The organism is Curtobacterium sp. 24E2 (genome assembly GCF_016925595.1).
Taxonomy (GTDB): Bacteria; Actinomycetota; Actinomycetes; order Actinomycetales; family Microbacteriaceae; genus Curtobacterium.
Map to the genome: position 1 here is coordinate 2927089 of NZ_CP068987.1, position 25296 is coordinate 2952384.

Sequence of the window (25296 nt, forward strand, 5' to 3'; positions counted from 1 at the left end):
CGGGCGTGGGGGCACACACGGTGAAAGCTCGAGAGAGATCGCTCACAGCTGGATAGAGGGTCGAGCTGCGGCGATTCGACCGTTCATTCTTACAGATTCCGGGCCGCGATGCGAGCCGACGCGCTACGGCGCGAGTCGCCGGACCGCTTCGAGGGCCTCGGACGTCGCGCGGACCGCGTCCACGCTCCGTGCGTCGCGTGCGCCGCCGACGACGGCGAACGGCACACCGGCGGCCTGGAGGCCCGTCACGAGTCCGTCAGGCACGTCACCCTCGGTGTCGATCGCGCGTTCCTGCCCGGCGCAGACCACGACGTTGTCCGCCGGGATCGCACGCTGCTCGCCGTCCTCGTCGCGGATCCAGAGGACACCGGGCTCGATGCGCAGGTACTCCTGCACGCCACCGACCATGCGCACCCCGGCGTCACGGAGGCGACCGATGGCGACCCAGCGCGAGGTGATCCCGACGCCCTGCCCGAACTTGCCCGATCGGCGCAGCACGGTGACGTCGGAGCCCGGCCGGATCGTGCGCGACGCGGCGGGCAGCCGCTGGGGCACGTCACCGACGAGCTCCTCGGAGACGTCGAGGTCCCAGCGCGCCGCGAACTCGGTGGCGCGGACCGACTCGTCCGGCGACTCGGTCAGGAACGCCGCGGTGTCGACGCCGATGCCGCCGCCACCGATGATCGCGACGGTGCCGGCCGGCACGCCATCGCGCAGCGCCTGCTCGTACGACAGGACGTGCGGCAGGTGTGCACCGGGGATGTCGACGTCGCGCGGGACCACCCCGGCGGCGAGCACCACGGCGTCGCTGTCCGCCAGGTCCGCGGGCGTCGCCGGGCGGCCGAGGTGCACCGTGGCCCCCGCTCGTCGAGTTCGGCGCGGGCAGCCCGCACGGTGGCGGCGTAGTCCTCTTTCCCGGGGACGAGCGCGGCGAGGCCGAACTGGCCACCGAGCCGGTCGGCGGCCTCCCACACGGTGACGTGGTGGCCCCGTCGGGCGGCGTCGACGGCTGCGGCGAGTCCGGCCGGTCCCCGCCGACGACGTCGACGCGCTTGGGGTCGATGGTCGGACGCGCGGGGAACGCGACCTCGCGGGCGGCGCGCGGGTTCACCAGGCAGGACACCGGCGCGCCGACGATCGAGCGGTCGAGGCAGGCCTGGTTGCAGCCGATGCAGGTGTTCACCAGGGCGAACCGGCCCGCCAGCGACCGGTTCACGAGTGCGGGGTCGGCGAGGAACGGTCGGGCCAGGGCGACGGCGTCGATGCTCCCGTCGGCGAGGACGGTCTCACCGTCGCGCAGGTCGGTCATCCGGTTCGACGCGATCACCCGGACGTCTGGGTACGACGAGGCGCGCACGACCCCGGCGATGCGCGCGGCGTAGGCGAGCCAGGCACCGTGCGGCACGGCGGCCTGCACGGTCGGCGTGCGGGACTCGTGCCAGCCGATCCCCACCGAGATGCCGTCGAGCCCGAGCGGCAGCAGGTCGTGCACCAGGGCGTCGACGTCGTCCTCGGTCGACGAACCGGGCATCAGGTCGGCGCCGGAGAGCCGGATCGTCACGGCGAGGTCCGGCACCGCGGCACGCACGGCCGACACCACCGCGATCGTGAAGCGGCGTCGGCGTTCGGGAGAACCGCCCCACTCGTCGTCACGCAGGTTCGTCAGCGGCGACTGGAACTGGTTGATGAGGTACCCTCGGACGCCATGATCTCGACGCCGTCGAACCCGATGTCGCGCGCGGACCGGGCCGCGGCGGCGAAGTCCTCGATGGTGCGCTCGATCTCGGCCGGCGTCAGCTCGGTCGGCACCACGCCACGGGCGGCCGCCCAGGGCAGGGCCGACGGTGCCACCACGCGCTGGGGGTCCCCGTGCCGGTCGACCATCCCCGCGGCGAGCGCGTACCGCCCGGCGTGGAACAGCTGCGCGAGGATCGTGGAGCCCTCGTCGTGCACGGCGTCGACCGCGGCGCGGAACCGCTCGTCCGCTCCCCCGACACCGAACACGGCGAAGTCGGGGCCGCCCCGGGCCTCGTCGTTCACCGCGATGCCGCCGGTGATGATGCAGGCGGCGCCGCCGGCGGCACGTTCGCGGTAGAACGCCGCCATGCCGGCCCCACCGTCGTCGTGCACCTCGAGTCCGGTGTGCATCGACCCCATGACGACCCGGTTGGGCAGGGTCAGGGGGCCGAGGGTCCACGGCGAGGAGACGACGGCGAGCTCGGGCATGGCGACGGTGCTCATGCCCCTACTCTGCCGGAGGGAGCACCGCGTCGCGCAGCGGCGACGTCGTGTCCGCCCAGAACGGCGGGGCGATCACGGTCAGGCCGCCGTCGACCGACAATACCTGGCCGGTGATGTAGCCGGCCTTGTCGGACAGCAGGAAGTCCACCGCGTCCGCCATGTCGTCGGCGGTGCCGGGGCGCTGCAGCGGGAGCTTCTCGAACACCGAGTCGATCGGCGCCTGGCCCGGGACCTTCGTGTAGAAGTACTCGAGCGAGTCGGTGTCGATCAGACCACCGTTGACCGCGTTCACCGTGATCTGGCGCGGACCGAACTCGACCGCCATGTACTTCATGTACGACTCGCTCATGGCCTTCGCGGCGCCGAGCGCGGCGTAGGTCGGGAACGCGCGGAGCGATCCGTACGAGGTCACGACGACGATGCGCCCACCGCGGTCCATCAGCTCGGCGGCACGCTGCGCCCCGAGCACGAACGAGCGGGCGTTGGTGGCGTAGCTGCGGTCGAGGTGGTGCAGCTTCAGTTCCTTGACCGGCTTGAACGCGCTGGCAGCGGCGTTCGCGACGAAGTGGTCGAGGCGACCGTAGGTGTCCCGCACCAGGTCGAACAGGGCGTCGATCGACTCCGGCTGCTCGATGTCGACCTGCGCGGTGATGCCGTCGCCGCCGGCGGCCTTGACGTCGGCCAGCGACTCCTCGGCCAGGTCGGCGTTGCCCTTGTACGTGACCACGACGGTCACGCCGCGCTGGCCGAGCTTCTGCGCGAGCAGGCGGCCGATGCCGCGCGAAGCGCCCGTGATCAGTGCGATGGGTGCGTTGGTGTTGTCGGTCACTGCGGTCCTCTACGTGCGTGGGGAGGGACGGGAGGCGCGGGGCGGACCCGCCACGGGCCTCCAGTCCGGTGGGTGGTTGCTGTCTAGAACCCGGCCTTGCCGGTGACGACGGCGCGGCCGACGACCAGCTTCTGGATCTCGTTGGTGCCCTCTTCGAAGCGCTGCGCGCGCGCGTCGCGGTAGACGCGCTCGATCGCGTTGCGCTTCCAGTAGCCCTGGCCGCCGTGCACCTGCAGGGCCTTGTCGGTGACGCGGGCGAGCATGTCGACCGCGACCATCTTCGAGGCGCTGGACAGCGTGCCGGCGTCCGGGCGGTCCTCTTCGTAGGCGCGGGCGGCTTCGAGCACCAGGGCGCGGGCGGCGGCGATGTCGGCGTAGTTCTCGGCCAGGTAGAACTGGATCGCCTGGCGGCTGGAGAGCTGCTTGCCGAAGGTCTCCCGCTTGTTCGCGTACTCGACGGCGAGCTCGTTCGCGCGCTCGGCGAGGCCGACGGCGCTCATCGCGACGGACACGCGACTCGGCAGCAGGAAGCCGCCGAGCGCGACCTCGAGCCCCTGGCCCTCGGCGCCGAGCAGCGCACTGGCCGGTACCGGCACGTCGGTGAAGCGCAGGATCGCGTGGTCGGTACCGCGGATGCCCATGGTGTCGGAGTCGTCGATCACCTCGGCACCCGGCAGACCGGAGTTCGGCATGAGGAACGCGACCGTGCCGTCCTGGCCGGTGGTGCCCTCGAGCCGGGCCGCGATGAGCCAGTAGTCGGCCTTGACGCCGAACGTGATGAGGTGCTTCTCGCCGTTCATCACGTAGGTGTCGCCCTCGCGGCGGACGGTGGTGCGGATGTCCGCGCCGGTGCCGGCCGTGGCCTCGGTCAGGGTGAACGCGACGAGCTTGTCGCCCGCGACGCTCGGCTTCACGACCTGTTCGATCTGCTCGGGCGTCGCGTACGGCGCCATGGCGCGCCACGTGCCGTTGATGACGTGGACGAGCATGCGGATCGACGCGTGCGAGCGGGAGACGATCTCCATGATCTCGAGGTAGCGCGAGAACGGGATGCCCCGTCCGCCGAGCTCGGTCGGCGCCGCGAGGCTGAGCCACCCGTTGTCCTTGAGCTCCTGGAAGAGCTCCGGGGCGACCTGGCCGGTGCGCTCGATCTCGTCGGCCCACTCCTCACCACGGCCGCGGACCCACTCGGTGACCTCGGCCTTGAGCTGCTGGAAGGCCGTCTCGGTGTCCGGCTCCGTGACCATCGTCATCTCTCAGTTCTCCTTCGTCGCGACGAGCGCGGCCGCCTGCTCGCGCAGGACGTTCTTCTGGACCTTGCCGACGGCGTTGCGCGGCAGTTCGTCGATGTACTCGAGCCGCTCCGGCCAGTAGTACTTGCTCACGCCCGCCTTGTCGAGCGCCTGCTGCATCGCCGCGAAGTCGAGCCGCTCGGCACCGGCGGCCGGCACGACGAACGCGCAGGCACGCTCACCGAGTCGGGCATCCGGCATCGCGACGATCGCCACGTCGGTCACCAGGGGGTGCTGGTAGAGCAGGTTCTCGATCTCGACGACCGGGATCTTCTCGCCGCCACGGTTGATGACGTCCTTGATCCGACCGGTGATCGACAGGAAGCCGTTCGCGTCGACCTTCGCCAGGTCGCCGGTCTTGTACCAGCCGTCCTCGGTGAAGACGTCGTCGGTCAGGTCCTGGCGGTCGAGGTAGCCGTCGAACATCGTCGGCGAGTGCAGCTCGAAGTTGCCCTCGGTGTCGGCGGCGAGCTCGTGGCCCTCGTCGTCGACGATCCGGATCCGGATGCCCGGCAGCGCACGACCGTCGTGCCCGTACGCTGCCGCCGGGTCGTCGCTCGGGCTGGACAGGGCGCCGAGGCAGGTCTCGCTCGTGCCGAACGCGCCGAGGATGGCCGTGCCGAGCACCGTCGCGGCCCGCTGGGCGAGGGCCCGCGGCACGGCGGCACCGGTCGGCACGAAGATCCGCAGCGACTCGGGCTGGGCGGCACCGGCTTCGACCAGGTCCACGAGGTCGGTCAGGAACGGGGTCGCGCACTGCACGAACGACGCCTTCGCGACGCCGAACGCCTGCTCGAGCGCGACGGTGCCGTCCCACACCGGCTGGATGACCTGCGGCGCACCGAGCCGGAACGCCAGCAGCATGCCGTACAGGAACCCGGTCTGGTGCGCGAGCGGCGACGGGATGTAGATCCGGTCCGAGCTCGTCAAGCCCGACTGCGCGACGTGCATGGCGGTCGCCAGCCCGAGGGTGCGGTGCGGGTGCTGCACGCCCTTCGGCTCCCCCGTCGTGCCGCTCGTGAACAGCAACTGGCAGACGTCGTCGGGGCCCGGCGCACGCGCGGTGATCTCGTCGACGTCCACGTGCACGGCGTCGAGGGCGTTGTCGAAGTAGCGCCAGTGCCAGTCGCTCGCGGCCACCCGGTCCAGGGCATCGGCCGGCAGCGGCGGCTGGTTGGTCGGGGCGTCGACCTGACCGCGCGCCTCGGACCGGAGCACGACGACGTGCTCGACCGACAGCCGGCGCTGCTGGGCCTTCGCCTCGTCGATGACGTCGAGGAGCTCGAGCGCGGGCCGACGCTTGCGGAACACGTTCGGCAGGAACACCACGCGGGCGCGGGACCGGGCGAGCGTCATCGTCGTCTCACGCGGACCGAACACCGGCATGATCGGCGTCGCGACCGCCCCGATCTGGATCGCCCCGAGGGTGATGGAGACGAACTCGCGCCAGTTCGGCAGCTGCATGGCGACCGACTCGCCCGTGCGGACCCCCAGCTCGAGCAGGAGCGCGGAGACCTTGTCGGCCTCGTCCTGCAGTTCCCGCCACGTGGTGTTCACCGGTGCTGCGCCGCCGACCTCGATGACCGCGAGGCCGTCGGGATCGGTCGTCGCCAGGGTACGGACCTTCTCGCTCAGCACGAGGGGGTCGGCGTCGACTCCGGCGAGCGCGAGCTGCTCCGGGTTCGTGGGCGCGAGCGGCTGCTGCTCGCCGTCGGTGCGCTCACCGTCGGCCCGCTCACCGTCGGTGCGCTCCCCGTCGGCGCGCTCACCGTCGGTGCGCTCGCCGAGGTCGGTGCGCGCGTCGGCGATCTCGGCGGCCTCGGCCGCGTCGGCCCGGTCGTCGCGGGCGATCTGCGCGGCGAGGGCGTCGCCGACCTCCATGTCGAGGCCGACGGAGTTCATCGCCTCGAGGAACGTCGGGTACGAGATCCGGTAGGCCCGTGGGTAGGTCAGCCCCGAGGTGCCGCGCGCCTTCGAGGCGGCGACGGCGAGCGACATGAGCACGCGGTGGTCGTTGAACGACGACATCTGCGCGCCGTGGAGTCCCTCGGCCCCGACACCGGTGACGCGGAGTTCGTCGGCACCCTGCTCGGCACGGCCGCCCATGCGGTTGAGCTGCAGCATCGCCGCGACGCGGTCCGACTCCTTCAGCCGGATGTGCGCGACGTTCCAGAGCCGGGTGGTGCCCTCGGCGAACGTCGCCATCGTCGACAGGACCGGCAGCAGGTCGGGGATCGGCTGGCAGTCGATGTCGAGCGGTCGCAGCGGAGAACCGTCGTGCTCGATGCGCACGAACCCGGTCTCCTCGTCGATCCGCATCGGGACGCCCATCGCCGACGCGAGGTCGAGGAACTCGCTCTCCGGGTGGTCGGTCTCGGCGGTGGTGAAGGCCGTCATGCCGCGCAGGAGCAGGTTCGACTCGCGGATGCCGGCCGCGGCGATGCCGAACGCGGCGGAGCCGATGTCCGGCGGGATGACGTAGTCGTGCGGGGTGGCCTGCTGGTTCGCCGGGATCCGGTACTCGAGCCAGTCGTCGGAGACCTCGACCGTCAGGCCGAACTGTCGCATCATCCGGACGGTCAGTTCGACGTAGGGCTGCTCGTTGAGTCGGTCGCCGGTGATGTGGATCCGGGTCTCCTGCTCGGCGAACGGGGCCACGAGGAGCAGGCCGGAGACCCACTGCGACAGGGTGCCGGCGATCGTGACGTCGCCGCCGCGAGGGCGCTTCGGCTGGACGGTCACGGGCGGGCAGTCGTTCGTCGCCTCGAGCTCGACGCCCATCTGGGTCAGCGAGGTGAGCAGCGCCTTGATGGGGCGGCGCTGGAAGTACTTCATGCCGGCGAGCGTCATCGGCTTGTCGGCGAGGGACGCCAGACCCGTCATGAAGTAGAGCGTGGTGCCCGAGGACCCCATGTTCAGGATGCCGTCGGCGCCACGGGACCCGTGGTCGACGACGTCGGTGGCCTCGTACCGGCCGCCGAGCCCGGTGACGTGGTACTCGTCCCCGCGACGCTTCACGTCGACGCCGAGGGCGCGGAGCGTTCCGACGGTCCACTCGACCTGGCGGGTGGCGCTGATGCCGGAGACGATGCTCGTCCCCTTCGCCAGCGACGCGAGCACCAGCGCGCGGTGCGCGTGGTACTTCGAGACCGGGACGTCGAGTTCACCGACGAGTGGTGCGGACGTGCCGCGCACGACCAACTGCATGCGTACCTCTTCCTGCTCTGTACATATCAACGGTACGCCCGGTGTGGAACTACTGTGAATCGGATCCGCACGACCAGAAGGCGCCGTCGTTGTGCGTGTCCGACAACCTTCCGGGCAGGATGTACAGCATGGACATCCGCTTCACCGAGTCCCCTCCGTCGACCATCGGCGTCGAGTGGGAACTCCCGCTGGTCGATCTGTCGACCGGCGACCTCACGCCCCGTGCCCCTGCCGTCATCGCGGCCGTGCACGAACGGATCGGCGACCGCGAGCGGGTGACCGAGGAACTCCTGACGAACACCGTCGAGGTCGTCTCCAGCGTGCACGCACGGGTCGGCGACGCCACGAGCGAGCTGTCGGGCATCATCGGCGAGGTCATCGACGCTGCCGAACCGCTCGACGCCCAGGTCATGTGCTCCGGCACGCATCCGTTCGCGGTGTGGGACCAGCAGGAGATCACCCCGGACAGTGAGCACTACACGACCCTGATCGACCGGACGCGCTGGTGGGGCCGTCAGATGCTCATCTGGGGTGTGCACGTGCACGTCGGCATCGACGACCGCGACAAGGCCCTGCCGATCCTCGGCGCGATGCTCGCGTACGTCCCGCACCTGCAGGCCTTCACCGCGTCGAGCCCGTTCTGGGCCGGCATCGACACCGGCTACGCCTCGAACCGCGCGCTGATGTTCCAGCAGCTCCCCACCGGTGGCCTGCCGCCCGCCCTCGGGGCCTGGGCGAACTTCGAAGAGGTGGTGAGCGACCTCACGCACACCGGCGTCATCGACAGCGTGAAGGACCTGCGCTGGGACATCCGCCCGTCGCCGAAGTGGGGCACGCTCGAGAACCGGGTGTCGGACGGCATCTCGACCCTGCACGAGCTCGGTGCCGTCACCGCGCTCGTGCAGTGCCTGGTCACCACGATGTCCGACCGGCTCGACGCCGGCGAGACCCTGCCGACGATGCAGCCGTGGTTCGTCCGTGAGAACAAGTGGCGCGCCGCCCGCTACGGCATGGAGGCCGAGGTCATCACGAACGCCGCCGGCGACGAGCGACTCGTGACCGACGAGGTGCACGACCTGGTGCAGCGGCTCGACCCGGTGGCCGAGCGACTCGGCTGCCAGCAGGAGTTGCACCACCTCGACACGATGATCGCGAACGGGGCGTCCTACCAGCGGCAGCTGCGGGTCGCGCAGGAGCACGGCGGTGACCTACGCGAGGTCGTCCGCCATCTGGTCTCGGAATTCCGCGAGTCGCTGTAACCCCGGGCCGCTCCGCGTAGCTGGTCGAATCGGGCGTACCGGGTCGTTACTTCCGACCAGGTACGCCCGATTCCGCTTCCCATCGCGCCCGTTCTGGGAAGGAACGTCGCGACGTGCGCGCAGACGGACGGGAGGCCCGGTGCCAGCTGGCACCGGGCCTCCCGTCCGTCAGGGGTCGCGACTATCGCCCCAGGAACTTCTGCAGGCTCGCGAGCTCTTCCTCGGTCGGCGCCTTGCCGCCCTTGGCGGCACCGCCGAGGCCGAGGCCGGAGCCCTTCGGCGCCTGCTGCGGAGCGGCAGCGGTACCGGCGGCGATCGCCGCACGCTTGGCCGGGTTGCCGACCTTCGACTTCTTCTTGCCGCCCTGCTGCTGCTTCTTGCCGCCGTGCATGCCCGGCATCGGACCCATGCCCGGCATCTGCGGCACGCCACCACGGGCGACGGTCTTCATCATCTTCGCGGCCTGCTCGAACCGGTTCACGAGGGCGTTGACCTCGGTGACCGTGGAGCCGGCACCCTTGGCGATGCGGAGTCGACGCGAACCGTTGAGGAGCTTCGGGAGTTCGCGCTCCTTCGGCGTCATCGACTGGATGATCGCCTCGGTGCGCACGATCTCGCGCTCGTCGAAGTTGTCCAGCGCCTCGCGCATGCCCTTGGCGCCCGGGAGCATGCCGAGCATGCCCTTGATCGAGCCGGCCTTGCGGAGCTGCTGCATCTGCTGCAGGAAGTCGTTCAGCGTGAACGAGTCGGACGCGATCTTCTCGGCGACCGCGCGGGCTTCGTCCTCGTCGAAGGCCGACTGGGCCTGCTCGATGAGCGACATGATGTCGCCGAGGTCGAGGATGCGGCTCGCCATGCGGTCCGGGTGGAACGGCTCGAAGTCGTCGAGGCCCTCACCCGTGGAGGCGAACATGATCGGGCGGCCGGTGACGCTGGCCACCGACAGGGCCGCACCACCGCGGGCGTCGCCGTCGAGCTTCGACAGCACGACACCGGTGAAGTCGACGCCTTCCTGGAACGCGCGGGCCGTGACGACGGCGTCCTGACCGATCATCGCGTCGATGACGAACAGGACCTCGTCGGGGTCGACGGCCTTGCGGATGTTCGCGGCCTGCTTCATCAGCTCGGCATCGACACCGAGACGACCGGCGGTGTCCACGATGACGGTGTCGTACTGCTGGTCGACCGCGGCCTTGATGGCGTTCTTGGCGACCTTGACCGGGTCACCGACGCCGTTGCCGGGCTCCGGCGCGAAGACGTGGACGCCGGCCTGCTCGCCGACGACCTGCAGCTGCTGCACGGCGTTCGGACGCTGGAGGTCCGCCGCGACGAGCATCGGGGTGTGGCCGTCCTTCTTGAGCCACTTGCCGAGCTTGCCGGCGAGGGTGGTCTTACCGGCACCCTGCAGACCAGCGAGCATGATGACCGTCGGCGGCTTCTTCGCGAACTCGAGGCGACGCTGCTGCCCGCCCAGGATGCCGACGAGTTCCTCGTTGACGATCTGGACGACCTGCTGCGCCGGGTTCAGCGCGCGGTTGACCTCGTCGGAGAGGGCACGCTCGCGCACGGAAGCGGTGAACGCCTTGACGACCTCGAGCGCGACGTCGGCGTCGAGGAGCGCCCGCCGGATCTCGCGGACGGTGCCGTCGACGTCGGACGGAGTCAGCCGACCCTTGCTCCGCAGATTGCGGAAGGTCTCGGTCAGCCGATCGGAGAGTGAACCGAATTGCGCCATGATCCGTCGATTCTACAAGGCTCGGAGCGCGGGTCCTGGTCGGTCAGCGCAGCAGCACGCCGGGCGTGAGCTCGACCGGGCTGTCCAGCCCGACGTCGAGGACCACCGGCGCGGTCGACGGCAGGCGGTCACCGGTCGGGAACCAGCGCCGGTCCGACGACACCAGGCTGACGAGACCGTCGACGTCGCCGACCGCGGCGAAGCCCTCGCCTGCCGGGTTGGCGTAGGGCTCGAGTCCGGCGCGGCGCAGTGTCCCGACGGCACCGAGGACGTCGGGCACCGCGATGCCGACCTCGCTGACGGAGACGAGCGGCAGCGGCCCGGTGGACACACCAGCACGGGTCGCACCTGCCCCAGCGGCGAGGTCCCGCCGTTCGATGAGCTCGAGCAGCTGCTGGTCCGGTCCCTCGAAGTACACCGATCGCGAGTTCCAGTTCGGCGGGCCCTCGAACTCGTCACGCCCGTCCGCGTCGACCAGCACCGTCGCGATCCCGGCGATCCACTCGGCAGCCACGTCGAACGTGCCCGCCGGGATCGTGATCGCGAGGTGCAGCGCACCGGTCATCGACGGCAGTTCCCGGAACAGGAGGCGCGTGGACCCCACCGCGACCTCGACCACTCCGTCGGCGCGGTCGACCGGGCAGCCGAGCCGTTCCCAAAACCGGGCGGTGTCGTCGAGCGAGCGGGTGGCGAGCTGTGCCTGGCGGACGTCCATGCCTGCCATCCGAAGCCCTCAACCACGGTTCAGGTCAAGGTCGTCCGCGTTGTTGTACTCCGTCCAGAAACCGTCGTAGGCTCGCTCGCATGCCGGAACTCGAGATCCTGCGGCCTGGCGGGCTGCTCGACTACGCCGAGGGGCTCGCGCTGCAGCGGGACCTCCACGCCGACGTCGTCGCCGGCCGCTCCCCGGCGCCCTCGTGCTGTGCGAGCACCCGTCCGTGTACACCGCCGGCCGACGCACCGAGCCGGCCGACCTGCCGACGAACGGCGCCCCGGTCGTCGACGTCGACCGGGGCGGACGCATCACCTGGCACGGCCCGGGGCAGCTCGTCGCCTACCCGATCGTCCGACTGGCCGTTCCGATCGACGTCGTGGCCTGGGTGCGCGACCTCGAGCAGGTCATCATCGACGCGGCGGCGACCGTCGGGGTCGACGCACGGCGCATCGACGGCCGGAGCGGCGCGTGGACGTCGTCGCCGACGACCGGGGCCGTCCCGACGACCGGGTCCCCGCCGACGACGGGCGCTTCGCCCGCCAAGGTCGGCGCCATCGGGCTGCACGTCGCCGAGGGCGTGACGACCCACGGCATCGCGATCAACTGCGACAACGCGCTCGACGCCTACGCCGCGATCGTGCCGTGCGGCATCGCCGACGCCGGGGTGACGACGCTGAGCGCCGCCGCCGGGCACCCCGTCACGGTGTCCGACCTCGCCGACGTCGTGGTCGACCGCATCCGTGCCGCCGAGCACGGCATGCGCAGCGGCGACCGGATCAGCCGCGCGGCACGCAGCGCCGCGAGCATCAGCACCGCAGCCACCAGCACCGCAGCCACCAGCACTGCGCCCGCTCGACAGGAGACCCTCGTATGACCCTCGCCCCCGAAGGCCGCCGGATGCTCCGCGTCGAGGCCCGCAACGCCGAAACACCGATCGAGACGAAGCCCGGGTGGATCAAGACCCGTGCCACCCAGGGCCCGGAGTTCCGCGAGCTGTCCGCCCTGGTCAAGGACAAGCAGCTGCACACCGTTTGCCAGGAGGCCGGCTGCCCGAACATCTTCGAGTGCTGGGAGGACCGCGAGGCCACCTTCCTGATCGGCGGCTCGCAGTGCACCCGCCGGTGCGACTTCTGCCAGATCGACACCGGCAAGCCCGAGCCGCTCGACCGCGACGAGCCCCGCCGGGTCGCCGACTCGGTCGTGTCGATGGGCCTGAAGTACGCCACCGTGACCGGAGTCGCCCGCGACGACCTGGCCGACGGCGGGTCCTGGCTCTACGCCGAGACCATCCGCCAGATCCACGAGCACTCCCCGGCACCGGCGTCGAGATCCTGGTACCGGACTTCAACGGCCGCCCGGACCAGCTCGGCCAGGTGTTCGACGCCCGACCCGAGGTCTTCGCCCACAACGTCGAAACCGTGCCGCGGATCTTCAAGCGGATCCGACCGGCGTTCACGTTCGAGCGCTCCCTCGACGTCATCACGCAGGGTCGCGAAGCGGGACTCGTCACGAAGTCGAACCTGATCCTCGGCATGGGCGAGGAGCGCATCGAGATCGAGGACGCCCTGCAACGACTGTTCGACGCCGGCACGGACATCATCACGTTGACGCAGTACCTCCGCCCGTCGCCGCGGCACCTGCCGGTGGCGCGCTGGGTCAAGCCGGAAGAGTTCGTCGCGCTGCGCGAGGTCGCCGAGGAGATGGGCTTCGCCGGGGTGCTCGCCGGCCCGCTCGTCCGGTCGTCGTACCGCGCCGGACGCCTGTGGGCGCGCGCCACGGTCGCGCGCGGCGGCTCTGTTCCCGAGCACCTGTCCCACCTGCTCGACGCAGCGCCCGGTCGCCAGGCGGTCTGAGTCTCGCGCGGTGCTGCGCGAGTTTCGCGCTCAGCGACACTTCTCGCGCTCCGGAGCGCGAGAAGTGTCGCCCAGGCCGAGACTCGGCGCGCGCGGCCCGAGACTCGGGCACGGACAGACGGGAGGCACGGTGCCAGCTGGCACCGTGCCTCCTGTTCGTCCATCCGCCCGTTCAGGGCGACGCGAGCGCTATGCGCGACCGCGGATGCTCCTGAGGAGCCAGCCGATGACGGCCAGGATGATGAGGACGATCCCGACCCACAGCAGGAACTTCAGCGCACCGACGAAGATGCCGCTGAAGAGCAGGACGAGGCCGACGATGATCGCGATGATCAGGAGAGCGGGCATTGAGGGGCTCCTTCCGGTGTACCTGGACGATCCCTGTACTGCGGAGACAGTACCCGGAATCAGCCGACGAGGTTCTGCACGAACACGTGCGGGGTGAAACCGGTCAGGTCGTTGATGCCCTCGCCCTGGCCGATCAACTTGATCGGGATGCCCGTCTTCTCCTGCACGCTGAGCACGAACCCCGCCTTCGCGGAGCCGTCGAGCTTGGTGATGACGAGGCCGGTGACCCCGGCACCCTCGATGAACGCCTGCGCCTGGGCCAGACCGTTCTGCCCGGTCGTGGCGTCGAGGACGAGCAGCACTTCGCTGATCTCGGTCTGCTTCTCGACGACGCGCTTGATCTTCGTCAGCTCGTCCATCAGGCCGGCCTTGGTGTGCAGGCGGCCGGCGGTGTCGATGACGACGATCTCGGTGTTGTCGCGGATCGCCTTCTCGACGGTCTGGTACGCCACCGAGGCCGGGTCCTGCCCGGGCTGCGACGGCCGGACGACGTCGACGCCGGCGCGCTCGGCCCAGGTCGCGACCTGCTCGACCGCGGCAGCACGGAAGGTGTCGGCCGCACCGACGAGGACCGTGCGGTCGTAGGTCTTCAGGAACTTGGCGAACTTGCCGATCGTCGTGGTCTTGCCGACACCGTTCACCCCGACGACGAGCACGACGGCGGGCCGCGCGCTGAGCTTGAGCGTGGTGTCGAGCTTCGACAGCCGTTCCTCGAGCACCTCGCGCAGCATGCGCTGCAGGTCGGCCGGGTCGGTCGTGCCGTACCGGTCGACGCGCGCGTGCAGGTCCTCGATGATCGCCTCGGAGATGTCCGGACCGAAGTCGGCACCGATCAGCGCGGTCTCGAGGTCCTCCCACGTGGTCTCGTCGATCGTCTTGCGCTGGAAGAGGCCGCGCAGCCGTGAGGACAGTGACCAGGAACTCGCCATGCTCCCAGCTTAGAGCGCGGCGCATGTCCGCTGTGCCCGGTATGCTCGGTCTCACGAAGGGGAGTATTCCCTCTCGGTGACCCCGTCAGTACGGCCCGGAACGATCCGGTCCCGGGGCGCCGGTCGTGCAGCACCGGATCCGGTGCGATACGGCGGAAGAGACCTTCAGGCCTCGGCGTACCCACGTGTCGTCCCACGACACGCACTCGTACGTCGCCTACCTGAAGGAAACCGTGGACGTCCCACTCTTCGTCTGGCTCCTCACCATCGCAGGCATCCTCGCCCTGCTGGTGTTCGACTTCTACTCGCACGTGCGCACCCCGCACGTGCCGCACATCCGCGAATCCGCGTTCTGGTCCGTGTTCTACATCGGACTCGCGATCCTGTTCGGCTTCGGCATCCTGGTCTTCGGCGGCGGACAGGCCGGCGGTGAGTACTTCGCCGGGTGGCTCACCGAGAAGGCGTTGTCGGTCGACAACCTGTTCGTCTTCCTCATCATCATGACGAGCTTCGCCGTGCCGAAGGAGTTCCAGCAGAAGGTCCTGCTGGTCGGCGTCGCGATCGCCCTCGTCGCCCGAGGCATCTTCATCGCCCTCGGCGTCACGATCATCGAGAACTTCTCGTGGGTGTTCTACCTGTTCGGTGCGCTGCTGTTCTGGCTCGCGTGGTCGCAGGCCCGCAGCGGCAACGACCACGGTGGCGACGAGGGCGACTCCCGCCTGATCCGCATCCTGAAGCGCATCATCCCGACGTCGGACCACTACGACGGCGACCGCCTGACCACCAAGGTCGACGGCAAGCGCCTGTTCACCCCGATGCTGCTCGTCATGGTGGCGATCGGTCTGACCGACGTGCTGTTCGCACTCGACTCGATCCCCGCGATCTTCGGGCTCACCCAGGACGCCTTCATCGTGTTCACCGCGAACGCGTTCTCGCTGCTCGGCCTGCGGCAGCTGTACTTCCTGATCGCCGGGCTGCTCGAGCGTCTGATCTACCTCGGTCAGGGCCTCGCGGTCATCCTCGGCTTCATCGGTGTGAAGCTCGTCTTCCACGCCATGCACGTCAACGAACTGCCGTTCATCAACGGCGGCGAGCACATCGAGTGGGCGCCCGAGATCCCGATCTGGTTCTCGCTGGGCTTCATCATGCTGACCATCGCGGTCGCGACGACCGCCTCGCTCGTCGTCTCGAAGAAGCGTCAGGAGCGCGGGCTCACCCCCACGGGCGAGCCGAAGGAGTCGGTCGCGGCCGACGCGGAGTAGTCGCGACGCCCTGGACGGGCGGCAACGCGGACGGGAGGCACGGTGCCAGCTGGCACCGTGCCTCCCGTCCGTCCGTGGTCGCGACCAGAGCCGCGAAAGCGACAGATCTCGTCGCAGCCCCACGATTCTCTCCGCGAAAGCGACAGAGTGCCGCGAACTGTTGGCGGAGATCTGTCGCTTTCGCGGCACCGGGAGGCGGCCGGCCAGCCAGACGGCTACGCGACCGCGTCGGCGGGCTCGCGCCGCTGCACCCGCTGCCCGACGACGGCGGACACGCCGTCCTGCCGCATCGACACCCCGTACAGGGCGTCGGCGATCTCCATCGTCCGCTTCTGGTGGGTGATGACGATGAGCTGCGAGGACTCGCGGAGCCGCTCGAACACCGTCAGCAGGCGACCGAGGTTGGCGTCGTCGAGGGCGGCCTCGACCTCGTCCATGATGTAGAACGGCGACGGTCTGGCGGTGAAGATCGCGACCAGCAGCGCCACTGCGGCCAGGGACCGCTCGCCACCGGACAGCAGCGTCAGGCGGTCGATCTTCTTGCCGGCGGGCTTCACCTGCACGTCGATCCCGGTGCCGAGCAGGTCGGTGGGATCGGTGAGGGTGATCGAGCCGGAGCCGCCCGGGAACAGGATCGGGAAGATGACGTCGAAGGCGTCCTTGGTGTCGTTGAACGCCGACTCGAAGATCGTCTGCATCTTCGTGTCGAGCTCGTCGATGATCGTCATCAGGTCGGTGCGGGTCTTCTGCAGGTCCTCGAGCTGCTCGGCGAGGAACGCGTGCCGCTGCTCGAGCGCCTGGAACTCCTCGAGCGCGAGCGGGTTCACCTTGCCGAGGCGCCCGAGGTCGCGTTCGGCGGCCTGCAGGCGGCGCTCCTGCTCGGCGCGGACGTACGGCACGGTCTCGACGTCGTCGGGGTCGACCTCGTCGGTGACGTCGAACTCGGGCAGGGCGGGGCCGCCGGGCAACGTCGATTCGGCGTCGACGAGCGCCACCGTGTCGTCGCCGGGGCTGGTGTCGAGGTCCGCCGTGCCGTCGTCGGGGGCGATGTCGGTGTCGGTCTCCGCCTCGTCGACCGGCGCCGTGGCACCGTCCGCCGGCCCGTCGAGGCCCGCCGCGGCAGCCGCCGCGGCAGCCGCCGCACGCTCGGCGTCGCGGTGCTTCCGTGCGAGCACCCGCGGGTCCACCAGCACGTCGACCGGCACCGGCACGGTCGGCCCGTACTCGGTGACGAGCACGGCCTCGGTCAGCCCGAGGTCGCTCAGCGCCCGGTCGAGCACGCCCGACACGTGCAGCTTCTTCTCGTAGATCTCCATCTCGAGTGAGTGCACGCCGTCGGTGATCGTCTGCAGCCGGTCGCGGAGCTCGCGCTCCTCGTTCCGGATCGCCTGCAGTTCGGTGTTCCGCTTCGACCGTTCGGACTCCTCGGTCGCGAGCTGCACGCGTGCCTCGGCCAGCGACCGGTCGACGGCGCCCAGCACACCCGGCAGGTCGGCGAGGACGGCTTCGGCGGTCTCGATCTGCCCGCGGCGGATCACCGCACGACGCGCTGCTTCCTCCGCCGCCGCGCGCTCCGCCTCGAGCTGGCGTTCGAGCTGGTCGGCACGGTGCCGTTCGGCGCGGACGCGCTCGCGCACGGTCTGCACCTGGATGCGCTGCTCGACCTCGGCGGCGCGTGCGGCCTCGAGTGCGTCCTGCAGGCCCGGACGCTCGGAGGCGTCGACGACGGGACGCTCCTGCTCGGCGAACGCGTGGAGCGCCGTCTCGGCCTCCGTCAGGGCGGCCTCGACGACCTCGACGGCGCCGTCGGTCTCGGCGAGGGCAGCGCGCAGGCGCTCCACCTCGGCCGCTGCGTTCTCGGCCTTCGCCCGCGACGAGGCGCTGGCCCGGTCGTACTCGGCCGTCGCCTTGGCGTGCGCGCGGGACGCAGCGTCGGCCTCGTCCGCGCGGCGGCGTGCGTCCTCGACGGCGGTGCGTGCTGCCTGGAGGCCCGTGGCTGCGTCTTCGGCGTCCGCCCTGATCGCGTCGCGTCGCGTCACGGCGTCGTCGCGCTCCGCGACGAGCTCGATCCGCGAGGTCACGCGCTCCCCGCCGCCGGTCACGCGGACGGCGCGCACGAGGTCGCCGGCACGGGTGACGACCGTCGCCTGCGGGGCGGCGGCGAGCACGGCCTCCAGGTCGAGCGTGTCCGGGTGTCCGTCCTCGTGCTCGTCCTCGTGCTCGTCCTCGCGCGCCGGGATGTCCGCGATCAGGGTGTTCCGCAGGATCGCGGCGATCGCCGGCGGGCCCTGCACCAGGTCGAGTGCACGGCGGACGCCGGCCGGCAGCGTGTCCGGCAGGTCCGTGGGGACGACCTCGGCGTCTGCGACGACGACGTCGATGCGACCGATGTCCGCGGAGCGGGCGTGGTCGACGGCGTCGAGCGCGACCGACCGGTCGTCGGCGAGGACGGCGTCGGCGAGCCCGTCGAGCGCGACGGCGACGGCGCCCTCGAACCCGGGCCTCACCGTGAGCGCCTCGGCCAGGCGCCCGACGATGCCCGCGTGTCCGGCGTCGATGAGCGCCTGCGAACCGTCGCGGACGTCGATCGACATGCCGAGCGCCGCGACCCGCGCGTCGAGGGCATCTCGCTCGCGCTCGAGGGCGTGCAGCCGGTCGCGCTGCTCGTCGCGGGCGGCCTGAGCAGTCTCCAACTGCGCACGAGCCGCCTGGAGCGTGGTGGCGAGGGCATCGTCGTCGACGCCCTCGGACGGATCGGTGCCGAGTTCGGCGAGGGCCGCCGTCGCACGCTCGGCGCGCTCGCCCGCCTCGGCGAGGGCGCGCTCGCGACGTTCACGGTCCGCGACCGTGGACCCGCGCTTCGACCGGGCCACGTCGACGGCGTTCGCGAGCCGTTGCGCCTCGAGGTCGTGCTGCGAGACCCGGGCGGCCTGCGCGGCGATGCGTTCGTCGAGGGCGTCGAGCGCGTCACGGGCGGCCTGCACCGCACGGGCGGTCTCGGCGGATCCGCCCTGCATCTCGTCGGCGCGGGCGGCGAGACGATCGGCCTCGGCACGCACACCCGCCACCCGCTCCGGGGTGATTGAGGGCCCTGCTGCGGGGCGTCGGCCTGCTGCGCCAGGAACATCAGCCGCTGGTTCGCCAGGCTGGACAGCCCGCGCAGGCGCTCCTGCACGCTCTCCAGACGGTGCACCACTGTCCGGGCGCGGTCGACGTCGTCCCCGACCATGCTCTGCTCGACGTGCTGCTGGCGGACCCGGGTCTGGTCGAGTCGTTCGGTCAGGACGATGCGCTCGGACTTGCGACCAGCCTCGACCTCTTGGTGGTCGTGCAGTTCCCGGCGCAGTCGGACGACGTCGTCGGCGAGGATGCGGGCCTTGGCGTCCCGCGCGACGGCGGCGACGGACTGGGCCTTGCGGGCGACCTCGGCCTGGCGTCCGAGCGGCTTCAGCTGGCGCCGGATCTCGCCCGCGAGGTCGGACAGGCGGGTCAGGTTCGTCTGCATCGCGTCGAGCTTGCGGAGGGTCTTCTCCTTGCGGCGACGGTGCTTCAGGATGCCGGCGGCTTCCTCGATGAAGCCGCGGCGGTCCTCGGGGGTGGCGTGCAGGACCTTGTCGAGCTGCCCCTGCCCGACGATGACGTGCATCTCGCGGCCGAGCCCGGTGTCGCTCAGGAGCTCCTGCACGTCGAGCAGTCGACAGTTCTCGCCGTTGATGGCGTACTCGCTGCCGCCGTTGCGGAACAGCGTGCGCGCGATCGTCACCTCGGAGTAGTCGATCGGCAGCAGCCCGTCGGTGTTGTCGATCGTCAGCAGCACCTGGGCACGGCCGAGCGGCCCGCGGGTCGAGGTGCCCGCGAAGATGACGTCCTCCATCTTGCCGCCGCGGAGGGTCTTCGCCCCCTGCTCCCCCATCACCCAGGCCAGGGCGTCGACGACGTTGGACTTGCCCGACCCGTTCGGGCCGACGATGCAGGTGACCCCCGGCTCGAACGCGAACGTCGTCGGCTGCGCGAAGGACTTGAACCCCTTGATGGTCAGGCTCTTCAAGTACATGCGGTCTCCGGGTGTGCTCACGCGTGCTGCGGCGGGGCCGCTGCTGGGCTGTGCTGCTGGGCGCCAGGCTAACGCGTACGGGCGCGGGGACGCGGTTGGCACACGGGACAGATGTGGCTCGACCGGTTCATGAAGGCCTCGCGCACGATCGTCGTGCCGCAGCGGGGGCAGGGCTTCCCCTGCTGTCCGTACACGTTCAGCCGCTGCGAGAAGTACCCCGACTGCCCGTTGACGTTGACGTACTGGGCGTCGAAGCTCGTCCCGCCGTCCTCGAGCGCCCGCCGGAGGACGCTGCGCACCTCGTGCAGCAGGCGTGCGAGGTCGGCACGGGTCAGCCGTTCGGCCGGTCGGTCGTAGTGCAGCTTCGCAGCCCAGAGGGACTCGTCGGCGTAGATGTTGCCGATGCCGCCCACGACGCCCTGGTCGAGCAGGATCCGCTTGATGCCGCTCGAACGCTTCCGGGCGATGGCGATGAAGCGGTCGTCGTCGAACGCGGGGTCGAGCGGGTCTCGGGCGATGTGCGACACCTGCTGCGGCACACTCCGGCGCCACACGGCACCGGGGTCCGATGCGTCGACGTGCCCGGCGAACCCCGCGGGGGCGCCGTCCACCGTCGGCACCATCGCGTCGATCGCCATCGAGCCGAAGGTGCGCTGGTCGACGAACTCGAGCTCGACCGCGGGTTCGGTGGTGCCGTCGCGGTCGGTGCCGACGGGTTGCACGTCGATGAGGATGCGGCGGTGCTTCGCCGCCGGTCGACCGCGGCCGAGCAGGATCTGGCCGCTCATCCCGAGGTGGGCGACGAGCGCTTCGGGCCGGTCGCCCTCGTGCTCCGGCTGCAACGGCATCCAGAGGAACTTGCCCCGACGGACCGCTGCGGCGATGGTGCGACCGGTCAGGCGGTCGGCGAAGTCCTCGGCCGGTCCGTCGTGCCGGGTGAGCGCTCGGTCGTCCACGACGTCGACGTGCAGCACCCGAGCGCCGCTGACCGCGGGTTCGAGGCCGGCGCGGACGACCTCGACCTCGGGGAGTTCGGGCACGCGGTCAGGCCGCTCGGCCGGACAGCCGGGTCCAGGCGTCGAGCGCCGCGGACATCTCGGCGGCCTTCTTGCTCGAGCCGGTGCCGACCGCGATGTCCTCGCCCTGCAGGACGACGGTCGCGCTGAAGGTCTTGTCGTGGTCCGGGCCGGTCTCGGTGACGCGGTAGGCCGGGTTGCCGAGCGAGAGGCTCGCCGCGAGCTCCTGCAGGCTCGTCTTCGGGTCCATCGCGGCGCCGAACCGGTCGGGGTCGATCATCAGCGGCTCGACCAGGCGGAGCACGAGGTCGGTCGCCGGGTCGGGGCCCGCGGACAGGTAGGTGGCGCCGATGACGGCCTCGACGGTGTCAGCGAGGATCGACGACTTGTCGCGGCCGCCGGTCTGTTCCTCGCCCTTGCCGAGGCGCAGGTACTGGCCGAGCCCGATCATCCGGGCGATCTCGGCCAAGGCGACCGTCGACACCAGGCTGGCTCGACGCTTCGCGAGGTCACCCTCGTCGAGGTCGGGGAAGGACCGGTAGAGCTTCACGGTCACGGCCTGGCCGAGGATCGAGTCGCCGAGGAACTCGAGGCGCTCGTTGTGCTTGATGCCCCCGTGCTCGTAGGCGTAGGAGCGGTGCGTCAGGGCAAGCTGGAGCAGCTCGAGGTCGATGTCGACCCCGAGCTGGCTCTGCAGACGAACGACGTCCGGCCCAACGGGGCGGGACCCCGTTGCGCCGGACGTCGTCGTCATGCGTTCGGTCCGATCAGACGTCGGCGACCTTGCGGCCCTTGTACTCCATGTACAGGGGGTGCCGGCCGAGTCCTCGACGACCTTCGCGCGGTGCGGGAGGCTGTAGGTGACCTGACCGTTCTCGATCGTCTTGACGAGCTGGATCGGCGTGGCCTTCCACTGCGAACGACGGGCGTGCGTGTTCGCACGGGACTGCTTGCGCTTGGGAACGGCCATGGTGAATCTCTTTCGGTTGGTCGGTGGTCGGTACGGGGGCTGGCGGTGTCGGGGCCTACTCGGCCTCGGCCCGCTCCTCGCCCTCGGTGGTCTTCGTGTCGGTGGTGTCGCCGCGGGCGGCACGCTCGGCTGCTTCGAGCTGGATGCCGGTGAGGGCTGCCCAGCGCGGGTCCAGGGTCTCGTGAACGGGCTGCTCATCGAGGTCGGCCAGTCGCTCGCCCGTCACCGGGTCGAGGCCTGGGCAGTCCGGTCGGCAGACCGGCTGGAACGGCAGCGCCAGCACCACCGCATCTCGAACGACCTGTTCGCAGTCCACGTGGTCATCGCGAACGAAGAAGTCGAAATCCTCCGAGGCATCATACGCGAACAGCTCGGCGAAATCGACCTCGACGGGTTCGCTGATGTCGATGAGGCAGCGCGAGCACTCCCCCGTCGCGTCGGCCGAGGCGTGACCGGACACGAGGACACCCTCGTGCAGGCCCTCGAGCCGCAGGTCGATGCGCAGCGGAGCACCTTCGCGCACCGCGATCACACCGGCTCCCAGCGCGTCCGGCACCACGATGTCGAGCGAGTGCTCGCGCATCTCGCCCGGACGGTGCGCCAGGTCGCGCACGCGCAGGGCGTAGGGGCTGTTCACGTGGGAAGACACGATCGTCAACTCTAGCGTGAACGCAGCCGAGAGTCGAGGCAGGCGGGGTGTGTCCGCGCGTCGGGCGGCCGGGCCTGCGGCTCGGCGTGCGGCTCGGCGCGCGGCTCAGCGCGCGGCGAGGGCCGCCGCCACGGCCTTCGGCACGTAGGGCGTGACGTCACCGCCGAGCGTCGACACCTGGCGGATGAGCGAGGCTCGACACGTGGGAGCGCGAGGCGTCGGGCAGCAAGAACACGGTCTCGACGTCGGCGAGGTGCCGGTTCATGATCGCCATCGGGGTCTCGTACGCGACGTCCTCGCCGGACCGCACGCCCTTGACGAGCACCTTCGCCCCGACCTGCCGGCAGTAGTCGACCAGGAGCCCGGAGGTCCACTCCCCGACCCGGACCGTTCCGGGCGTCCCGACCTCGGCCAGGGACTCCTCGATGAGCCGGACGCGGTCGACCGCCTCGAACATCGCGGGCTTCTTGTCCGGGTTGTGCACCACGAGCACGTGCACCTCGTCGAACAGCCCGGCAGCTCGACCGATGACGTCGAGGTGCCCGAGCGTGACGGGGTCGAAGGAACCGGGGACCACCGCGATCTGCGCCATGGCAGCGACGATACCGGTCCGGGCCGGGGCGTCCGGGCAGGGGTCAGTTCTTGCCGAGGAACGCCGCGTCGGACTCGTCGAGGCGGCGCGCCAGTGCCTCGCGCAGGGCCGGGGACCCGTCGAGCTCGGGATCGGGTTCGAGGACCCGTTCGGCTTCGCCACGTGCGTCCATGATGAGGTCGGCGTGCTCGACCACGCGCAGCAGGTTGAGCGACGACCGGCCGCCCGACTGCCGCTCGCCGAGCACGTCGCCCTCGCGCCGGAGCTCGAGGTCGACCCGGGCGAGCTCGAAGCCGTCGTCCGAGGCGGACACCGCGTCGACGCGCTCCCGCGAGGTGGTCTCGAGCTCGGCGGTGGTGACGAGCAGGCAGACGCCCGCCCACTGCCCGCGCCCGATGCGGCCGCGCAGCTGGTGCAGCTGGGAGACACCGAAGCGATCGGCGTCGAGCACGGCCATCATCGCGGCGTTCGGCACGTCGACACCGACCTCGATCACGGTCGTCGCGACGAGGACGTCCAGGTCGCCGGCGGCGAAGGACGTCATCACGCGGTCCTTCTCCTCCGCCGTCATCCGGCCGTGCAGCACCGCGATCCGCCGGCCGTCGAGCACGGGCATCGTGCGCATCCGCTCGGCGGTGGCGAGCACGGTCGCCGGCGCGCGCTTGGGGGCGTCGTCCTCGGACTCGGCGGGCGTGGGTTCGCCGTCGTCCTCGGCGTGGGCGTCGTCGATCGCGGGGCAGACCACGAAGGCCTGACGTCCCTTGTCGAGCTCCTCCGCCATCCGGGACCAGATGCGGGACTCCCACCCGGGGTGCTCCGCCAGCGGGACCGTGAAGGTCTCGACGCCGGCACGACCGGAGGGCAGCCCGGTGATCGTCGAGACGTCGAGGTCGCCGAACACCGTCATCGCGACGGTGCGCGGGATCGGCGTGGCGGTGAGCACCAGGACGTGCGGTGGGGTGGCGCCCTTGGTCCGGAGCGCTTCACGCTGCTCGACGCCGAAGCGGTGTTGCTCGTCGACGACCACGAGCCCGAGCTCGGCGAAGTCGACGCGGTCGCCGAGCAGCGCGTGGGTGCCCACCACCAGCCTCGAGCTGCCCGACGCCGCGGCGAGCAGGGCCCGTCGGCGTTCGTCGGTGGACTGTGACCCGGTCAGGATCACCGGACGGAGCTCGGCCGCCAGGTCCGGTCCGAGGAACTTCACGATGGACCGCAGGTGCTGTGCGGCCAGCACCTCGGTCGGGGCGATGAGGGCGGACTGCCCACCGGACTCGGCCACCGTGAGCATGGCGCGGATGGCCACGAGGGTCTTGCCGGAGCCGACCTCGCCCTGCACCAGCCGGTGCATCGGCCAGGTGCGGGCGATGTCGGTGTCGATCTCGGCGCCGACGGCACGCTGGTCGTCGGTCAGGGTGAACGGCAGGGTGGCGTCGAAGCGCTCGAGGATGCCACCGGGAACGGCCACCCGCGGGGTCGCCGCGGTGCGTCGGGCGCGGATCCGGCGCTGCACCAGGGCGGTCTGCAGCACGAACGCCTCGCGGTAGCGCAGGGCGTCCTGCGCGCGCTTGAAGTCCGCGACCTTCTCGGGGCGGTGGAGCAGCTCGAGCGCCCGGCGGAACGGGACGAGGTCGAGCCGGCTGCGCGCCGAGGCCGGCACCGGGTCGGGCAGGTCCGGCAGGGTGTCGAGCACGATGCCCATCGACTTCGCGATCTGCCACGAGGTGAGCGAGGCCGTCGCCGGGTAGATCGGGATCGGCTGCCGCGACCACCGGATCGCTTCGTCCGATCCGGGGTCGGCCGTGGCACGGGGGTCGTCGGGGTCGAAGAGCTCGTAGTCCGGGTGGGCGAGCTGGCGGGCACCGCGGTAGTCGCTGACCTTGCCGGAGAAGATGCCGCGGGCACCGGGCACCAGGTCCTTGGTGCGCCATCCCTGGTTGAAGAACGTCAGGGTGAGCAGCCCCTTGCCGTCGCCGATCTTGGCTTCGAGGATCGATCCGCGGCGGGCACGCATCGTGCGCTCGCGGACGTCGACCACCTCGGCCACGATGGTGACCGGCTCGCCGATCGCCAGGGAGTCGAGCGCCGTCAGCGCGCCGCGCTCGGCGTAGCGCCGCGGTGCGTGCTCGAGGAACTCCCCCACCGTGCGGTGGCCGAACGCCTTCTCGATCGCGGACGCGGTCCGACCACCGAGCACGTTCGCGAGCCGCGCGTCGAGGGGCGCCGGACCGAGGTCGGGCGCGGCCGGCGCAGCGGGGGTTCCGGTGGTGACCACGGACACCACGGTACCGGGCACGACCGACGTGCCACGTGCCTCCCGTCCGGCCTGTGGACGACGCCGCCGGCCG

Annotated in this window: 17 protein-coding genes and 6 pseudogenes; 4 read left to right on the top strand and 19 right to left on the bottom strand. The window is 71.0% G+C overall.

Annotation, left to right across the window (positions count from 1 at the left end; all coding sequences use genetic code 11):
- Nucleotides 1–123: 123 nt before the first annotated feature.
- The 6 genes and pseudogenes from JN350_RS14345 to aroA all read right to left on the bottom strand — a co-directional run bounded on the left by JN350_RS14345 (nt 124) and on the right by aroA (nt 7569).
- Nucleotides 124–852, bottom strand: coding sequence for an FAD-dependent oxidoreductase (locus tag JN350_RS14345; RefSeq protein WP_205462608.1), 729 nt, complete (start codon nt 850–852; stop codon nt 124–126).
- Nucleotides 853–980: 128 nt separating this feature from the next.
- Nucleotides 981–1175, bottom strand: a pseudogene (locus tag JN350_RS21040) (hypothetical protein); the annotation flags it as partial.
- Nucleotides 1176–1264: 89 nt separating this feature from the next.
- Nucleotides 1265–2241, bottom strand: a pseudogene (locus JN350_RS21045) (oxidoreductase); the annotation flags it as partial.
- Nucleotides 2242–2245: 4 nt separating this feature from the next.
- Nucleotides 2246–3070: an SDR family oxidoreductase gene (locus tag JN350_RS14360; protein WP_205462609.1), complete on the bottom strand. Its 825-nt coding sequence runs from the start codon at nt 3068–3070 to the stop codon at nt 2246–2248.
- A gap of 83 nt (nt 3071–3153) precedes the next feature.
- Complete coding sequence (locus tag JN350_RS14365; protein WP_205462610.1) at nt 3154–4323, bottom strand: acyl-CoA dehydrogenase family protein; 1170 nt, start codon at nt 4321–4323, stop codon at nt 3154–3156.
- Between the two features lie 3 nt (nt 4324–4326).
- Nucleotides 4327–7569: a 3-phosphoshikimate 1-carboxyvinyltransferase gene (gene aroA, locus JN350_RS14370; RefSeq protein ID WP_205462611.1), complete on the bottom strand. Its 3243-nt coding sequence runs from the start codon at nt 7567–7569 to the stop codon at nt 4327–4329.
- A gap of 119 nt (nt 7570–7688) precedes the next feature.
- Between aroA and JN350_RS14375 the strand changes: the two genes are divergently transcribed.
- The gene (locus JN350_RS14375; protein WP_205462612.1) at nt 7689–8828 is read left to right on the top strand and encodes a glutamate--cysteine ligase; all 1140 of its coding nucleotides are present in this window, start codon (nt 7689–7691) and stop codon (nt 8826–8828) included.
- A gap of 181 nt (nt 8829–9009) precedes the next feature.
- On the opposite strand, the gene ffh is transcribed toward JN350_RS14375, so the two are convergent.
- Nucleotides 9010–10563, bottom strand: a complete 1554-nt coding sequence (gene ffh / locus JN350_RS14380) for a signal recognition particle protein (RefSeq protein ID WP_205462613.1) — start codon at nt 10561–10563, stop codon at nt 9010–9012.
- 43 nt (nt 10564–10606) lie between these two features.
- Nucleotides 10607–11278, bottom strand: a complete 672-nt coding sequence (locus JN350_RS14385; protein ID WP_205462614.1) for a VOC family protein — start codon at nt 11276–11278, stop codon at nt 10607–10609.
- 223 nt (nt 11279–11501) lie between these two features.
- Between JN350_RS14385 and lipB the strand changes: the two genes are divergently transcribed.
- Both lipB and lipA read left to right on the top strand, forming a co-directional pair.
- Complete coding sequence (gene lipB, locus JN350_RS14390) at nt 11502–12152, top strand: lipoyl(octanoyl) transferase LipB (protein WP_461963100.1); 651 nt, start codon at nt 11502–11504, stop codon at nt 12150–12152.
- Nucleotides 12149–13131: pseudogene (lipA, locus tag JN350_RS14395) on the top strand (lipoyl synthase). Before lipB ends, lipA begins: the two are co-directional and overlap by 4 nt.
- A gap of 189 nt (nt 13132–13320) precedes the next feature.
- Here lipA and JN350_RS14400 read toward each other — a convergent pair.
- Nucleotides 13321–13479, bottom strand: a complete 159-nt coding sequence (locus JN350_RS14400) for a DUF4175 domain-containing protein (RefSeq protein WP_139199230.1) — start codon at nt 13477–13479, stop codon at nt 13321–13323.
- Nucleotides 13480–13538: 59 nt separating this feature from the next.
- Nucleotides 13539–14408, bottom strand: coding sequence for a signal recognition particle-docking protein FtsY (gene ftsY / locus JN350_RS14405; RefSeq protein WP_111086057.1), 870 nt, complete (start codon nt 14406–14408; stop codon nt 13539–13541).
- A 233-nt stretch (nt 14409–14641) separates the two neighbouring features.
- Between ftsY and JN350_RS14410 the strand changes: the two genes are divergently transcribed.
- Entirely contained in the window at nt 14642–15670 is a 1029-nt protein-coding gene (locus JN350_RS14410; RefSeq protein ID WP_123312276.1) for a TerC family protein, read from the top strand.
- Nucleotides 15671–15885: 215 nt separating this feature from the next.
- Here the strand turns inward: JN350_RS14410 and JN350_RS21050 are convergent, their stop codons facing one another.
- From JN350_RS21050 to JN350_RS14440, 9 genes and pseudogenes are all read right to left on the bottom strand, one after another.
- On the bottom strand, nt 15886–17964 hold the full coding sequence (locus tag JN350_RS21050; RefSeq protein ID WP_461964458.1) for an AAA family ATPase: 2079 nt from the start codon (nt 17962–17964) through the stop codon (nt 15886–15888).
- 6 nt (nt 17965–17970) lie between these two features.
- A pseudogene (locus JN350_RS21055) lies at nt 17971–18264 on the bottom strand (hypothetical protein); the annotation flags it as partial.
- Nucleotides 18174–19724, bottom strand: coding sequence for a chromosome segregation SMC family protein (locus JN350_RS21060; RefSeq protein ID WP_461963103.1), 1551 nt, complete (start codon nt 19722–19724; stop codon nt 18174–18176). The pseudogene JN350_RS21055 and the gene JN350_RS21060, both read right to left, overlap by 91 nt.
- Before the next feature lie 68 nt (nt 19725–19792).
- On the bottom strand, nt 19793–20764 hold the full coding sequence (gene mutM / locus JN350_RS14420) for a bifunctional DNA-formamidopyrimidine glycosylase/DNA-(apurinic or apyrimidinic site) lyase (RefSeq protein ID WP_205462615.1): 972 nt from the start codon (nt 20762–20764) through the stop codon (nt 19793–19795).
- A gap of 4 nt (nt 20765–20768) precedes the next feature.
- On the bottom strand, nt 20769–21494 hold the full coding sequence (gene rnc / locus JN350_RS14425) for a ribonuclease III (protein WP_240347741.1): 726 nt from the start codon (nt 21492–21494) through the stop codon (nt 20769–20771).
- A 96-nt stretch (nt 21495–21590) separates the two neighbouring features.
- Nucleotides 21591–21710 (bottom strand): annotated as a pseudogene (gene rpmF, locus JN350_RS20295) (50S ribosomal protein L32); the annotation flags it as partial.
- 55 nt (nt 21711–21765) lie between these two features.
- Nucleotides 21766–22347: a YceD family protein gene (locus tag JN350_RS14430; RefSeq protein ID WP_205464475.1), complete on the bottom strand. Its 582-nt coding sequence runs from the start codon at nt 22345–22347 to the stop codon at nt 21766–21768.
- A 117-nt stretch (nt 22348–22464) separates the two neighbouring features.
- Nucleotides 22465–22951: pseudogene (coaD, locus tag JN350_RS14435) on the bottom strand (pantetheine-phosphate adenylyltransferase).
- 43 nt (nt 22952–22994) lie between these two features.
- The gene (locus tag JN350_RS14440) at nt 22995–25223 is read right to left on the bottom strand and encodes an ATP-dependent DNA helicase RecG (RefSeq protein ID WP_205462617.1); all 2229 of its coding nucleotides are present in this window, start codon (nt 25221–25223) and stop codon (nt 22995–22997) included.
- Between the last annotated feature and the right edge of the window lie 73 nt (nt 25224–25296).

Coding starts and splice junctions, on each gene's coding strand:
- rnc (WP_240347741.1), bottom strand. CDS start 21,494: ATGACGACGACGTCCGGCGCAACGGGGTCCCGCCCCGTTGGGCCGGAC.
- JN350_RS14365 (WP_205462610.1), bottom strand. CDS start 4,323: ATGACGATGGTCACGGAGCCGGACACCGAGACGGCCTTCCAGCAGCTC.
- JN350_RS14385 (WP_205462614.1), bottom strand. CDS start 11,278: ATGGACGTCCGCCAGGCACAGCTCGCCACCCGCTCGCTCGACGACACC.
- ffh (WP_205462613.1), bottom strand. CDS start 10,563: ATGGCGCAATTCGGTTCACTCTCCGATCGGCTGACCGAGACCTTCCGC.
- ftsY (WP_111086057.1), bottom strand. CDS start 14,408: ATGGCGAGTTCCTGGTCACTGTCCTCACGGCTGCGCGGCCTCTTCCAG.
- JN350_RS21060 (WP_461963103.1), bottom strand. CDS start 19,724: ATGTACTTGAAGAGCCTGACCATCAAGGGGTTCAAGTCCTTCGCGCAG.
- JN350_RS14400 (WP_139199230.1), bottom strand. CDS start 13,479: ATGCCCGCTCTCCTGATCATCGCGATCATCGTCGGCCTCGTCCTGCTC.
- JN350_RS14375 (WP_205462612.1), top strand. CDS start 7,689: ATGTACAGCATGGACATCCGCTTCACCGAGTCCCCTCCGTCGACCATC.
- aroA (WP_205462611.1), bottom strand. CDS start 7,569: ATGCAGTTGGTCGTGCGCGGCACGTCCGCACCACTCGTCGGTGAACTC.